13 protein-coding genes are annotated in these 15,083 nt (G+C 40.2%); 1 reads left to right on the top strand and 12 read right to left on the bottom strand.

All coding sequences use genetic code 11. From position 1 onward, the window contains the following. Positions 1 to 579 precede the first annotated feature (579 nt). The 8 genes from ACTWQM_RS07070 to ACTWQM_RS07035 all read right to left on the bottom strand — a co-directional run bounded on the left by ACTWQM_RS07070 (position 580) and on the right by ACTWQM_RS07035 (position 8,118). The gene (locus ACTWQM_RS07070) at positions 580 to 1,956 is read right to left on the bottom strand and encodes an MFS transporter (protein WP_443257475.1); all 1,377 of its coding nucleotides are present in this window, start codon (positions 1,954 to 1,956) and stop codon (positions 580 to 582) included. Positions 1,957 to 2,177: 221 nt separating this feature from the next. Next, the gene (locus ACTWQM_RS07065) at positions 2,178 to 2,846 is read right to left on the bottom strand and encodes an aspartate/glutamate racemase family protein (protein WP_443257474.1); all 669 of its coding nucleotides are present in this window, start codon (positions 2,844 to 2,846) and stop codon (positions 2,178 to 2,180) included. Further along, entirely contained in the window at positions 2,847 to 4,199 is a 1,353-nt protein-coding gene (locus ACTWQM_RS07060; protein WP_443257473.1) for a TRAP transporter large permease subunit, read from the bottom strand. Positions 4,200 to 4,476: 277 nt separating this feature from the next. Beyond that, complete coding sequence (locus ACTWQM_RS07055) at positions 4,477 to 5,634, bottom strand: NAD(P)/FAD-dependent oxidoreductase (protein ID WP_443257472.1); 1,158 nt, start codon at positions 5,632 to 5,634, stop codon at positions 4,477 to 4,479. Continuing rightward, positions 5,621 to 6,844: an NAD(P)/FAD-dependent oxidoreductase gene (locus ACTWQM_RS07050; protein ID WP_443257471.1), complete on the bottom strand. Its 1,224-nt coding sequence runs from the start codon at positions 6,842 to 6,844 to the stop codon at positions 5,621 to 5,623. Before ACTWQM_RS07050 ends, ACTWQM_RS07055 begins: the two co-directional genes overlap by 14 nt. After that, on the bottom strand, positions 6,841 to 7,143 hold the full coding sequence (locus tag ACTWQM_RS07045; RefSeq protein WP_443257470.1) for a (2Fe-2S)-binding protein: 303 nt from the start codon (positions 7,141 to 7,143) through the stop codon (positions 6,841 to 6,843). The genes ACTWQM_RS07050 and ACTWQM_RS07045 overlap by 4 nt, the downstream gene beginning before the upstream one ends. Beyond that, complete coding sequence (locus tag ACTWQM_RS07040) at positions 7,140 to 7,418, bottom strand: (2Fe-2S)-binding protein (protein ID WP_443257469.1); 279 nt, start codon at positions 7,416 to 7,418, stop codon at positions 7,140 to 7,142. Before ACTWQM_RS07040 ends, ACTWQM_RS07045 begins: the two co-directional genes overlap by 4 nt. 181 nt (positions 7,419 to 7,599) lie before the next feature. After that, positions 7,600 to 8,118, bottom strand: a complete 519-nt coding sequence (locus tag ACTWQM_RS07035; RefSeq protein ID WP_443257468.1) for a hypothetical protein — start codon at positions 8,116 to 8,118, stop codon at positions 7,600 to 7,602. Positions 8,119 to 8,354: 236 nt separating this feature from the next. Here ACTWQM_RS07035 and ACTWQM_RS07030 point away from each other — a divergent pair, with 236 nt between their 5' ends. Then, positions 8,355 to 9,413, top strand: a complete 1,059-nt coding sequence (locus ACTWQM_RS07030; protein ID WP_443257467.1) for a YeiH family protein — start codon at positions 8,355 to 8,357, stop codon at positions 9,411 to 9,413. 221 nt (positions 9,414 to 9,634) lie between these two features. Here the strand turns inward: ACTWQM_RS07030 and xsc are convergent, their stop codons facing one another. The 4 genes from xsc to ald all read right to left on the bottom strand — a co-directional run bounded on the left by xsc (position 9,635) and on the right by ald (position 14,991). Next, the gene (gene xsc / locus ACTWQM_RS07025; protein ID WP_443257466.1) at positions 9,635 to 11,410 is read right to left on the bottom strand and encodes a sulfoacetaldehyde acetyltransferase; all 1,776 of its coding nucleotides are present in this window, start codon (positions 11,408 to 11,410) and stop codon (positions 9,635 to 9,637) included. Positions 11,411 to 11,449: 39 nt separating this feature from the next. After that, a complete protein-coding gene (locus ACTWQM_RS07020; RefSeq protein ID WP_443257465.1) occupies positions 11,450 to 12,394 on the bottom strand; it encodes a selenium metabolism-associated LysR family transcriptional regulator in 945 nt (314 codons plus the stop codon). Positions 12,395 to 12,455: 61 nt separating this feature from the next. Continuing rightward, complete coding sequence (locus ACTWQM_RS07015; protein WP_443257464.1) at positions 12,456 to 13,811, bottom strand: aminotransferase; 1,356 nt, start codon at positions 13,809 to 13,811, stop codon at positions 12,456 to 12,458. A gap of 43 nt (positions 13,812 to 13,854) precedes the next feature. Next, positions 13,855 to 14,991, bottom strand: coding sequence for an alanine dehydrogenase (gene ald, locus ACTWQM_RS07010; RefSeq protein WP_443257463.1), 1,137 nt, complete (start codon positions 14,989 to 14,991; stop codon positions 13,855 to 13,857). Positions 14,992 to 15,083: the final 92 nt, after the last annotated feature.

Raw genomic sequence — 15,083 nt, 5'->3', positions numbered from 1 at the left:
TGTTATTATTCATAGTAAGGCTCCTTTCGTAATGTGGCTCTGATTTGGGTTTTTCTTTCTTAGTAACAGTCTACCAAATTAACCCACGACTTTACGATTAAGGAGCCAGTTTTGTTCATAGTAGCTAAATGGGTAAAAAGCTTTCCTAGAATGTTGAAACGGTTCCTGGTTCCGTTATTCACCCAATAACGATGAAAAATGTGGCTGAAAAGGGGAAATAGCGGAATGAGGATTACATAACACGATTAAAATAGGCGTTTTTAAGGAAATAACGGAATGAGGATCCGCCAAATCAGTGGGCACATCCTAGTGAATAAATACGGGAATACTAGCGGGTAACTTTAGTTGAAGAAGGACATTATGCTAGAACGTTTAGAAAACTTGGCTTATCGCCAAGCCCTAATATAGATAATCCTTAGTTGCACTTATGCAGTAAGAAAGTATTTATACTTTCTTAACTACCAAAAAAGCTCAGAATGAATTCTGAGCTTTTTGTCTTGCTTTTTAGGAAACTATAAAATTAATTTACATAGAAACTAGTGTTTTTCTTTCCCAAAACTGACCCCGTTAGCTTTCATACTACTTCCTTCTAAACGACATATAAAAGAAACATCCATTCAAAATCGTCAACACGACAAATCCGACAAAAACATTACTGTAAACCACTTCGTTCCCCTGTGCAATTGAAAATGGGTTTAATTTTAAATCATTATTATAGTCAAGTATTTTTCCAATAATCGCCCCACCGAAAGCACCAGACATAAAGTTAACCAAATTATATATCCCCATTCCGACACCTATCTCATTCCGCGGGAGAACAGATGAAATCAGATTGGCTGTAGAAGTCTGGATAAACGGAAAAGCGATGAAGGTTATGATTAGCACGATACTGATAAGCCAAGCAGGTCCTCCCGTAAAAGTGGATATTAGCAAGAATCCAGTAATCATCAGCGCGAAAGCAATAAAAACTACTTGTTCACTACCCCGTCTATCAGTTAGAAGTCCTGCCCACCTTCCCATAAACGCAGCAACCATGGCACCTGGAAATAATGTAAGACCGATAAGCAGCGTACTCAATTCGTTTACCTCACTTAACAAGAGAGGCATGATAAACATTAGGCCCATCATTGTCATAATCGCAAAAAAACCAGCAATAATCGTTGTTCGGTATGGAGCATTTTTAAATAAATCCGGACGAATAAACGGAATGTCACTCTTGGATACTCTCCACGCAAACAAACCAAAGAATACAATGCTAATGACCATGTACCACCAATCAAACATCGTAATAAAAAGGATAAGATCGGCAACAGCTACGGCAATTAACACAGCCCCTAGAATATCAACTTTCCCTTCCTTTTTCTCCTCTTCAGGCATCCAGATTCGGAAGAAAGGTATAGTAATCATTACAAGTGCAGAAATTAAAAATAAAAATTGCCAGTTCAACGCACCCGCAACAAAACCACCAATCACTGGTCCTACTCCGGAGGCAAACGCCATTGTACTTGAAACAATTCCCAGTACCCTGCCTCTTTCATCCCAGAAATACCGTGACGGCACAATGAATGCCAATGCAAGAATGGAAGATGCGCCCATAGCTTGTATCAAACGTGCAATGACAACCATTAGAAACGTTGGTGCAAAAAAGCCAAAAACCGAACCTGCCGCAAATAAGCTCAATCCAATCGTCAATAACAATTTCAACGGATAAATATCAGCTAATTTTCCATACATCAACGCGCCAATTGCATACAGAATGATATACCCCGTTACAACCCAGCTTACCTGTGAGGGTAAAAGAGAAAAAGATTTTGCAATATCAGGTACAGCGATCATGAACATGGTTCCATTCATAACTGAAAATAATAAAACAGAGCACATTAGGAAGATTATTTTCTTTTTCTCTGATTTGGATAACGAATACTCTTCAGTCACTTGTTCAGCAATCGCACTCATTTCTCATTCCCCCTTCCCTTATTAATAGCTTTCTAGATATCAAAAACTGCTCAATCCAGAAAAGCGAAAATAAAAAGCATCATGTTGAATGAGTTTAACAAAAATATAATAAAGAGGGAATTATTTAAATTGATTTATTGGAGTAGTTGATATATCGAAGGAATAAATGCCTGTCACCTTATACTCTTCTAAACTGTCCAGGCACGTGTTGATTGGTGAATTCACAATTCTTTTACCACATAGTTAACTAAAGACGTAATATCAAAAACTGGCAAGTCCGTCACTTCACGTATGGCATGTTTATACGGCGGCATATTGGTACATTCAAGTACAATAGCAGTTATATCCGGATACTTGTATATGAGCAAACGAACTGCCTCTTTCATTTCCAGGGATACTTTTTCCATATCCAATTCCTGTGTTTCATCCACGATTGCGGCAGTAAATGCTAGCCTGTCATCCATACCCTCGATTGCGACTGGTATGTCCCCAGCATTCGCACCTTCCAAATGCTGCTTAGTCAAACTCACTTTCCTTGCTGTAAGAACACCTATTCTTCCACCTGTTACCTTATAAACTAATGGAATTTGGATTAAGCTGGATGCGAAGAAAGGAACTTTTAACTGATTTTGTATTTCCTGTTGAAAGATGGAAAGGAAACCACAGCTGGTGGTTATTGCTTTCGCCCCTTTTTTCTCTAAATACTTAGCTGATTCAATAAAAGGTTCGATTAATGCAGCATCTCCCCATTTAATTACGTGGTCGATAGTTGCTTTTTCTACTAGTCTATATTCGATAGGAAAGGAAAAGGTATCCGGATTTCCTATATCTCCCTTTGGCCGGTAAAAATCGGTATTTAGCATCAGAATTCCCAATTTTGCTTCATCCATTTAGATGAACCACACGATCAATCCGATGATTAAGAAATATAGCGAGTTCGGCAGCGCCAGCATCATGACTTTTAATGGGTCTACTTTTGTATTTAAAATCCCGCCTATCAACCCACAAATGACAAATGCTGTTAAACCTACCGGTGGCATATTCTGACCCGCTGCAGCTATATGGGATGCGCCTAAAGCAATCAGTTCCGGGGCTACCTCCATTTTTTCGAGGATGGGGCCAAGAAATGTTACAATAACGGACTGGGAAGTTGTCTGTGAACCGGTAAGCATTCCTACAACTACCATCGACAGCGCCCCGCCCAATTTCACCATCGATGAAGCCAGTCCCTCAGTCATGAGAGCCACCTTATCTATTAGTCCGGAAGCGTAAAAAACCCCTACCATAACCCCTGCACAAATCTGTATTTGGACAGTCTGATTCACTTTTCCCAAGCCATTTTTAAATACCCCTTTGGTGTCTCTTCTAACTGCAGGAAATAAAAAGCTGACCAGAAAAGCAATGATAATTGCACTCACAACCTGAAAGGTAATACCCTGGACAATTCTTATTTCTTTTAAAGGCTCCAGAATAAAAGCAAATATAGAAATTTCGGTAAAAATATTATAGTCAAATAACGTATTGGCCAGCACAATGGAGATTAAAACAAGCAGTGGTATCAAGGTTTTCCATCGTTCTTTCAAAATTTGGATAACCGACTGCTCCGGAATTAATTCCTTTGGCATTGTTTTCCCTCGGACAAATCGAAATGATTCCAAGATAGCCAATATCGCACCAATTGTCACGGTTACATAAGCAATCTTTATAACCGGACCTGGATCAACACCTACCAATGAAGCAGAAAGAAATACACCTTGTGTAATTGGCGGCATAATGGAACCGATGGAAGCACCAAGCAAAATAATCATCCCAATTTGTTCCGGTTTCAATTTTAATTCTGTTAATGAATTAATAACAAGAAACCCAATGACTGTCGCTGCCGCTATTGCATCCCCAAGAAGTGAACCAGCTAGAATTAGGGTAATAAATATGGCGACTATTAAACCCTTAGGCGAATTCCCGAATGCTGCGCGAAGACTGTTCAATGTTGTATCAATTGCTCCTAATTTAGCTTGCGATTCAGCATAGAGACTGCCAAACAATGACAGCATGATGACCCAGGACAGGCGGTCAATTCCATCTACGAACGCAAGCACTGTTTCTCCAATATTTAATCCTGAAATAATTGCGGATGATACAGCAGCTACAAGCAGTGCTACTCGTATATCACCTCCAATCCGTGGAATTCGTTTCACCAATGCAATAATAAACAGCAACGCCAGCGGTATAAAAATTTCAATCATACATACCCAGCCCCTTGTATTGGCTGATTTCTTAAGGGTTGTTGTTATTGATATAAATTGCGATTTAGCCTTTAGGTAGCTGTTGGACCCCACTGTGGAAATACACGGAAACTCCTGGTGGAGGCGAGACCAGCCGCCCTAAGGTTCGTGTAGTGTATTTCCGTAGCGGTATCATAGCACTCAAATCTTTTTAAAAGTGTATCGCAGTTTATATCAACTACTTGTCTTGTTAAGGAGAAAAGCAGCAACCCTTAAAAAACAGCCTTAATTTGTAAAACTAAACAGCCTGCATCCGATCCATCCGTAATGGTTCGAGCAAATCCTTATCGTTTGAGTTGTTGTCTGCTAAGCTGGCAACCAGCACACCAGTGATCGGTGCAAGCGCAATGCCATCCCCTTCATGACCAGCAGCTATGATAAACCCTTTCACATCTCGTGATTCATCAATAATCGGAAGTCCATCACCTGTAAATGGCCTGAAACCCACCATTGTACGAATAATTCGGATCTGTTTTAACGCTGGAGCAATGCGACTTGCATGTGCAGCTATTGCAGAAAGTACTTCAGGCTCAACTTCTTTATCGAATCCCTTAAATTCCCTGCTTCCGCCGATCAGCAGATTTCCGCTTTCCGTCTGCCCAAGCGAAAGCCCAATTCCATATGGCGGATCATTGGTATTACTATCTTCCAAGTGCTTGGCGGCAATATACTGCGAACATAATATATTTCCATGAATTAACGGTTTTACTTTTTCTGATATTAGAATCACACCACGCCGCGGCATAATGGTAAGTCCAATACCGGCCATTTCCGCTATTTTAGAAGCAAAAGGACCTGCTGCGTTAACAACAAGTTCGGTTGCAATAAAACCTTTATCTGTCTGTACACCTGTTACTTTTCCTTGGTTTACCGCAATATCGGTTACTTCTGTATGTGTTTGTATTTCCACTCCCTTTCGCTTAGATGACTCGGCAAATCCCTGGCTTAATAGAAGTGGGTTGACCTCTGCATCCTGTTTACTGTAAGCAGCCCCAGCAATATGCGATGATAAACTTGGCTGCCATGCAAGGGACTCTCTCCTGTCCAACAGCTTCACATCAATCCCGGCCTTATTTTGCTTTTTGATAAAATCCTTCATGAAGGGTAAATGGGATTCATTTTCGATGACGATCATCCCGCCATCTTTTTTAAATTCAATCGAAGCTCCCAGTTCATCTTCCAGATTCTCATAAAGCTTTCTGCTGGCATTTGCTAGTTTAATAGGAAAACCGGGTTTCTTTGATTGCAGAAAGATTGCCTTATCACAGGCTCCGGACGTTTGTGCCCCTATTTCGCCTTTGTCGATCAAAACCACGTTTCGGTGCTCTGCCAACCGGTAGGCAATCGATGTTCCAATCACACCTCCACCAATCACGACAGCATCAGCTGTCTGCATATTGCTTCACTCCTTTAGAATTGTAATCCTTCCAACATTGTTGAGATTTTTCCCTGCCTGCTACGATATTCTGCTGAAACGTTATTACCGCATCTTCCCTTGCCTCTGTTAGATTTTCCTGTGCTACGTCTATTAATTTGTAGCTGACCAGTCCGAGTTTTCCGGCAACCGCTGTTCCTGCAAGGTCACCCTGTGCCATCGCAACCTTTGCGCTCTCAATTCCAGTAATATTGCCGGCAACAAAAATCCCGGGCTGAGTTGTCTCCATCTCCGGACTATGTAACGGAATATGACCACCTAATTCCTTGATATATACCGATTCACACCCAGCTGCACATGCTAATTCCGTAAGCGGATACAGTCCACCCGAAATACAGACACAATCCACATCAACCGTCTTGATCCGATTCTCATTCGGAATACCTTCCTGACTTACAGGGACAACCTTGATATGTTCCACCTGTTCAGCGCCGCCAATTTCCAAAACTGTTTTCCTTAAATAAAGAGGGATACCCCAAATCCTCATTCCAATCCGTGGATAAAATTTAGCTCCAACATGTTGGATAAATGGATATTTTGCCAGATCCCCGCCAATCTTGAAGAATAAGTTAGGTGCGGCGTGAGCCATACTGGATAAATAACTGATCGTCTGGCTTGGTGATGACTTGTCTTTTGAACATACACTGTCAGGCGGAAGGAATATTCCGACCACATGAATACCAGCCATTTTCAATTGTTGTGCTACAGATAATGAAAGAGGATCCACGCCAATAATCGCTACTTTTCTGCCAGGCTTTATACGATGATAGTTAGTCAGAGTCTGTGCTGCTCCGACTGCCATCACTCCCGGTAACGTCCATCCAGGAATTGGGATTGCTTTTTCAGCTGCTCCTGAAGCAATTAGGACATGTTCCGCTTGAAGTTTTTCTCCACTATTCACTAACACCTTCCTGCGCGGATAAATCCCCCACACTTCTTTGCCCTGAAAAAGTGTAACCCCTGCCTGAAACAAATTTGCTTCCAGTTCTTGGGCAATCTTCCTGCCATGCCACCAACCTTTCTTAGGTTCTTTATGCAGCTGACCTAGTAATTTCCCCCCTGCAGATGGATTTTCATCAATTATCGCTACCTTTGCACCGTATGAAGCAGCTTTGATTGCTGCACTCATTCCAGCAGGACCTGCACCAATTACAATCAGATCATATTTCATGAGTTATCCCCATCCTGCGATTCAATGTGCATTTGACCCTGTACATTTGTAATGCATGCCCGCACGCTTCGTCTCCCATCAACTGTTACACGGCATTCATAACAGTGACCGATTCCACAGTATATACCGCGTGACTTGCTGTTTTTTTCCGAATATCGCAGTACACGAATTTGATTAGCAAGTAACGCAGCGGCAATCGACTCCCCTTCATATGCTTGGTAATCCACCCCATTGAATGTAATCGTTACCGGTCTCTTTTCCAAATCTTCAAGAACAGGATGGTCCGTAATGCGCATCATTCAACATCCTTTCTCTCACCGGCAAGTTCAGCCAGACTTAAGGGCCGTACAGGATAAGTAAAGGTTAACCCCGAACCATCCGGTATTTCCTTGTCAGTATAATTAGCAACAATTTGTTCGATAAGTGGACGGCACGTTTTTCCCTGACATATCCCCATACCAGCTCGTGTTCTCAGTTTTAATGCCTTCATTGTAGTAAACCCATCATATATACCTGCTTTCAGCTCACTTAACATAACTTCTTCACATCTGCATATTAATAAATCTTTAGACATAATTACCTCCCTATTGTTCAACTGAACATGGACAAGAAAAGCGCTTATAAAATTTTATGAATCAGAAGTTTCTTTCATGCACATGCAGGCTTTACTTATCCAGGGTTTAGGAAATAAAAAAACAGAGCACCTTCTTAAGGCACTCTGCATTAACCGATCTTCATTATTCGATTTATTTAGATTAAGATCCTCCTGCTCCGCCACTTGCCCCCGCAGAATTATTACGTTTAATAGTCAGGTTAACACCCATCACAACCGCTATTAATTCTTCCATGGCTAAGTGAGAAGAATTACTGCTCAATTCATATGCTGGTGATTGAAAGAAGCCACTAACCTTCTTGAATGCGGCAACCAAATTTTCATCCTGATTAAGAATGTCATATTCCTTGGAAAACGCTTCTGATTTAATTTCATACTTACCATGATGATACGAATGATAGACAAACTTTTTGGAAAACAAGGCAAAACGTTGCTTTAACTTCCCAAGTTCCTGCTCACTTTGATCCTTCACAATCCACCCGCGTGAGAAAAAAGGAGAAGAACCTGTCACTACTATATTCCCATCAACATCCAGAATAGCGACACTTGAGGAAAAAGCACTTTTTAAGTCAAGTGACCCGACTACCTCCTGTTCACTATTAAAAATTTCCGTTGTTCCTTTTGAAAAGAAGTTATCTGTGAAATAAATTGACTCCCCCATCATAATCCTCCTAGTTTAATACTGTTATTTTAGCTACGAATTAGGTGTTGACTATGTTTCATTTAAAATAAGAATAGTGCCTCCTTGGTTGCACGCCATAAACACTGCCACCAATATATGTAAAGGATATTATGAAATTTATGTTATTACTTTTTTTTATAAAAACTATAATAATAATTAATTTTACTTATAATTACCATTGCCTTAATCTAAATTAGGAGGGGGAATTATTTTTTATGTCTGCTGAAAATCAAAAAATACACGCCATTCAACAAGAACCCGAACATAAAGGAAATACATTTTCAAAACAAAGGTTGAAGTGGATTGCTGGAGTTGCATTTACATTTTTCATTGCGTTATTAGGCTTATTACTTGCTCTTATACCTGGATTCGCATATGTTGGCCAATTAGCCTGTGCAATTATTATAGCTATTATATATCGACAAATATTCGGTTATCCAGAAGCATTACGAGCAGGAGTGACATTCTCCTCCAAAAAATTACTTAGATTAGCAATTATTTTATACGGTCTTAGATTAAATATTAATATCGTACTTAGCGATGGTTTAGGATTACTCCTACGAGATGCATTCGTCATATTATTCGCAATTCTTATGATGATTTGGCTTGCGAAAGTGTTTAAAGCTAATACAACTATCTCCTTATTATTAGGTGTCGGGACTGGAGTATGTGGAGCAGCAGCAATTGCTGCTGTTGCACCAATTATTAAGGCAAAAGATGAAGATACAGCAATTGGTGTCGGGATTATCGCGTTGATGGGTACTGTATTTTCAATTGCCTATACAATAATACGTCCCGTACTGCCTATATCAGCTGTAGATTATGGTACCTGGTCGGGAATTAGTTTGCATGAACTTGCCCACGTTGCACTGGCTGCTGCTCCTGCAGGGAAAGATGCGCTGGCTATTGCTTTACTTGCTAAATTAGGCCGTGTATTCTTGCTCATCCCATTATGCTTTATTCTTATCTATATTATGAAATCAAAAAATAAAAGCTCAAATCATTCAAGTACACAAATAGCCTTCCCATGGTTCTTAATTGGTTTTATTTTATTAAGTGTTTTAGGTACTTATGTGTTTGGACATTCTATTCCAGTATCTGAAGGAATACTTAACATTATTTATACTTTAACAACTTGGTTATTAACTGCAGCTATGGTAGGGCTTGGTCTTAGTGTCAGCTTTGCTGATTTACGTACTAAAGCCATGAAGCCACTTATTGCTATGACAGTTACATCTGTTGTTCTTTCTGTTTTTGCCTATTTTATTGTGTAATACCAGTATATATAAGCTTAAATCATACCAACTTATACGCAAAATATATTCCTGAATGTTAACTCCCAAGATCAAGTTATATAGCATGGCACGATAGAAAACCTCCCTGCCAGTCTGAATTGGTAGCGAGGTTTTTTACTATCAGCCTTTTTCGATTAACTAAACGTTCCCTCTAACATTAATAGGATCAGGCAAAAAGCCTGATCCTATTTCCAGTCATATTACTTTTTCCATTCATCGTAGTCTAAATGTTTATATTTATCTAAGAACCTTTTTGGCATTTTTAATGCGTCTTTTCTAAATGGGGGTGCAAGCTGAGTACCATCCACGAAAATGTTAAGGACTGCTGGCTTTCGTTTCGCCAATACTTCTTTCACTACTGGTCCTATCTCCTCTGGTTTTTCAATTGTGTAACCAAGCGCACCCATTGATTTTGCTACATCAGCGAAATCAGGTGCATCTATATCAGATCCAACGTAGCGATCATCGTAATAGTCTACTTGGTTCTTCTTCTCAGCCGCCCATGATTTGTTGTTAAACACACAGGCAATAACAGGAATACTTTGTTCTACTGCAGTACTAACTTCGTGTAAGCTCATTCCCCAAGCGCCATCCCCGATAATTGCCACAACTGGTGAATCCGGTTCTGCTAACTGAGCTCCAAGTGCTGCCGGATATGCAAATCCTGTATTACCAAATGTGAGCGCGGCAATATGACGTCTGGTTTGGTTAAACTTCAAATATGCGTTAGCAGTCGATGATACGTTTCCAATATCGGATGAGATAATTGTGTTGTCAGGCAATGCTTTTGTTAATTCTAACAGTGCACGTCGTGGATTGATTGGACTGCCATCTTCCATAGCCAAGTCAACCAATTCTTGTTCCCATTCATTTTTCAACGTGCTAACTTCTTCCAAACGTGCTCGATTTTTCTCTGGAGAAGAAATTGCTGACTTCAATTGACTATATATTTCATCACTCGTAGCCTTCGCATCCCCAATAATTCCAACTGCTACCGGGTGCGTTCGCGCAATTTGACGTGGGTTAATATCGACCTGAATTATGTTAGCATTTTTCGGAAAATAATCAATATCATAACAAGGTAATGTTCCAAATACAGATAGCCTCGTTCCGATTGCTAGAACGACATCTGCTTTCTTTAACGTATGCATGGCAGCTTTTGATCCCATGTAACCAATCGGGCCAACTGCAAGCGGATGGTCTGCCGAAAATGCATCATTGTGCATATATGATACAGCTACAGGTGCTGTTAAATGTTCAGCTATCTTCCTGACCGAATCAACACCTTCTGCATCAACTGCTCCACGACCTGATATGACTACTGGATATTCAGCATTTTTAAGAAGCTCTACAGCATTCTCAATTGATGCAGGGTCTCCAGCACCTCTCTTTTCGGCACGGTATTGGTGTGGTTCAAGAATTTGATCTTCTAGCTCTCCATAAAATAGGTCACGTGGGATATCAAACAATACTGGGCCACGCTCTGCATACGCAATCCGAAAAGCGGTCCGCAAACAATCAGCTACACGGCTTTTATGTGTAACCCGTACAGTTTCCTTGGTGATGTCTTCAAATATAGATACCTGATTTGCCTCCTGAAACCCATCCCATCCAATTGTAGGTGTCCCAGCGGAAGGAGAGATGATGACCATTGGTGTATGTGCCTGATTCGCGGCTGCAACCGATGTTACCATATTGGTGATACCCGGACCGTTCTGCCCAACAATAACCCCAGCAATACCAGAAACGCGTGTATAGGCATCTGCCATGTGTCCTGCACTTTGTTCATGGCGAACAGGCAGGAAACGTATGCCAGCTGTTGGGAATAGATCTAACATATCCATAAAAGCCGAGCCAACGATACCATAAACCTCTTTAACATTTTCTGCTACAAGTGTTTCGACAATTGCCTCACTTGGCGTCATTTTAACTTTTTGATTGGTTGATTTCCTCACTTCGGTTTGTTGTCTTGCCATTAAAAATTCCTCCTTAAAAAATAGTTATTTCTCCATTTATCATTGCACAATATTTCCTATTGGTAGATGGACTAAATTGCAGACTTCCTTTTCCTGTACAATGCTTAATAATTCTTCCAAGAATAGTTCAGTTGTTGATGTTAAAATATGATCTTTTCTAGATGCGATATAGAAAGAGCGATAAAAGGAAATATCATCAATTGGATATGTTTTCAGCAATTTTAACCTTTCCTCTTTCTTTATCGCACTTTTAGAAATAATTGATACACCCAGACCAGATTCAACTGCAGCTTTAATCGACTCCGTACTCCCTAATTCCATCACTACATTTAAATCATCAACAGAAAGTCTGCTCTGTGTTAAATAATTATCCACGACAGCTCGTGTACCAGATCCTTCTTCCCTAACAATAAGCGGTAATTTTTTAAGTTGATCAAGCGAAATATTTACTTCATTAGTAGAAAAATAGGCTGGTGCCGCTATTAGAATAAGTTCATCCTCCAAAATCGGTTCCAAAACAATTTGTGGATCCTCTATTGGCGTTTCAATTAACCCAACATCAATTAATTGATCCTTAAGTTTAGCTACGACTTCACTCGAATTCGCAATCTTAACACTTAGCTGAACTAGGGGGTAGGAGTCTATGAATTTCCTTAAAAACTCAGGAAGTATATATTCCCCAATTGTTAAACTGCACCCTATACTTAAATTACCGTCGACAGTATTTTCGTTCTGTAAAATTTCTTTTTGAGCGGAGTCAGTTAGACGAACAATTTCCCTGACATATTTCAGTAAAATATGTGCAGACTGTGTCATCTCTACTTTTTTCGTTGTTCGCTCAAATAACTTCGTGTTCAATTCCTCTTCTAGGGCTTTTATCTGCGATGTTATTGTTGGCTGCGTGACATATAATATCTTTGCAGCTTCAGAAAAGCTCTTTTTTTCAGCGACTGCAATAAATGTCTTTAATCTATCGTAATTCATCTAAACAACCTCTCCTTTCAACCATCATCCCTCCTTACTGGCAGCGTGAATCAGGTTTATTCTAGAGACTACGAATAACAGCACTTACGGTTTCCACAATAAAGTCCAAATCATCTTCTGTACTCGATAGAGGTGGTGCCACTATCACAACATTATTTTGACCTGGGACAGTGTCACCATTTTTGCCAATGATTAAGCCTTTCTGTTTACACTTGCCAATAATTTCAGCCATTTTCAATTCGTCGAGCGGTACCTTGGACTCTTTATCCGTTACCATTTCCAAACCCAACAAAAAACCAATTTGTCTAACTTCACCAACATTTTCATGTTCGATTAATTGATGAAGTTTACTTAATTTCTTATCGCCTAAGTTTCTTACGCGTTGTATAATATTTTCCCTTTCAATAATTTCTATATTTTTAAGTGCAACAGCACATGCTGCTGGATGACCACCATAGGTTGAGATATGCCTGAAGTGATTATCTTTTCCTTCTTTATTAAAAGCGTCATAAATTTCAGATTTGACAGAGGTAGCTCCTAGTGGTAAATAACCACTGGTTAAGCCTTTTGCCATTGTAATAATATCAGGTTGAACACCTTCCGCATGCATGAAACCAAACATTTCACCTGTTCGACCATAACCTGAAACGACTTCATCCATAATTAGCAGTACATTGTGCTTTTTACAAATGTCTGCTACACGTTGAATATATTTGGTAGATGGGATAATGACACCTCCACCTGAAATAAATGGTTCCATGATGAAGGCCCCAACAGTTTCCTCGCCTTCCCAATTAATCATTTCCTCAAGCATTTGGGCAGCTTTTAAATCAGACTCTTCTGCATCCCCACCAAATATAGATCGATAGCTATATGGTGGGTAAACATGTAAAAAACCTGGCACACCTGGATCATACTTAACGCGGCGGTTTGCCTGTGCAGTTGCACTTAATGCCCCGAGTGTTGTGCCATGGTAACCCCGATAGCGGGAAATAACTTTATATTTTCCAGGATTTCCTGTTTGACTGTGATATTGACGTACAATTTTAAATGCCGCTTCATTTGCCTCTGAACCACTATTGGAAAAGAAAGTTTGATAGTTTCCTCCTAATAATTCACTAATTTTTCCCGCTAATTTGACTGCGGGCTGATGATTCATTGTTAACGGAAAATACGAAAGCTTTTTCATTTGTTCTGCTGCTGCATTTACTATTTCCTGACGCCCATAACCAAGGTTTAAACACCACAAACCGGATACGCCGTCAAGATATTTATTACCGTTTTCATCTGTAAACCATGATCCCTCACCAGACACTGCTACAGTTTGCTCAGCATCCGGGTTATAACGGTGCATTGCATTCCATAGTCGGGATGGTGTTTCATTAACCGCTTTACTCATTTGAACCTCTGCCTCCATACCTTTTCCCCCATTTCATTATTAATCTTACTCCCAGGCATTTTTAATAATTTGAAACTGGATTACTTGTAGAAATAGAAGACAACGATTTATAGGACATATTGTGTGTATTGGCTATTTTTTCGTATGTTACGAACCCATCATGTGTATTGACGCCTTTGGCAAACGCATGATTAGTTTCAGCAGCCTTTAGTAATCCTTTATTTGCAAGCAACAAGCCGAACTGAATTGTATTGTTCGTCAATGATAGTGTTGCTGTTCGTGATACGGCACCAGGCATATTTGCGACTGCATAATGCAAAACATCATGTTTCAGATAAACCGGATCATCATGAGTAGTAGTCTTATCAATTGTTTCAATTGATCCACCTTGATCAACCGCGACATCAACAATGACAGATCCTTTGGACATTCTCCTTACCATATCTTCAGAAACTAATTGTGGCGCTTTAGCACCAGGAATCAAGACTGCACCAATTAACAGATCTGCATGTGTTACTGCTTCTTGAATATTTAGCGGGTTTGACATTACTGTAGTAACTGCTCCACCGAACAAATCGTCTAATTCACGGAGACGATTTGCATTGATATCAATGATTGTCACGTGTGCTCTTAGACCGATCGCCATTTTCGCAGCATTTGTTCCAACAGCACCACCACCAATAATGACAACATTTCCCGGTCTGACTCCTGGTACACCACTAAGAAGGACACCTTTTCCTCCCTTGGGTCTTTCCAAAAACTGAGCACCAATTTGTACAGACATTCTGCCAGCAATTTCACTCATAGGAGTTAATAGTGGTAATGATCCATCATTGTTCTGGATCGTTTCATATGCAATAGCGGTTACTTTTTTCTCAACTAGCTTTCTCGTCAACCCTGGTTCGGCAGCTAGATGAAGGTACGTAAACAGAACTAATCCCTCTCTAAGGTAATCATACTCTTCAAGCTGCGGCTCTTTAACCTTCATCACCATTTCTGCAGCCCATGCTTCATTTGCAGAAGCTACAATCTCGGCACCTGTTGCTTTATATTCTTCATCCAAGAAACCGCTTTCATTACCAGATGAGCTTTCCACCAGCACACGATGCCCTGCCTTCACGAAAGCTGTAACGCCAGAAGGGGTTAGTGCAACCCGATGTTCATTATTCTTAACTTCCCGAGGAACCCCAATAATCATTAACATCACTCCTTTCTCCCCAAAAATAACGACCATAACATTCTCATGATAAGCGATAGGTCACGACGTCCGTACCAGTTATTATAGGTCTG

Origin of the sequence: Virgibacillus sp. L01, from assembly GCF_052246775.1 — a bacterium.
Taxonomy (GTDB): Bacteria; Bacillota; Bacilli; order Bacillales; family Amphibacillaceae; genus Lentibacillus.
The sequence above is the reverse complement of the archived record's forward strand: the minus strand, read 5'-3'. Positions and strand labels throughout refer to the sequence as shown.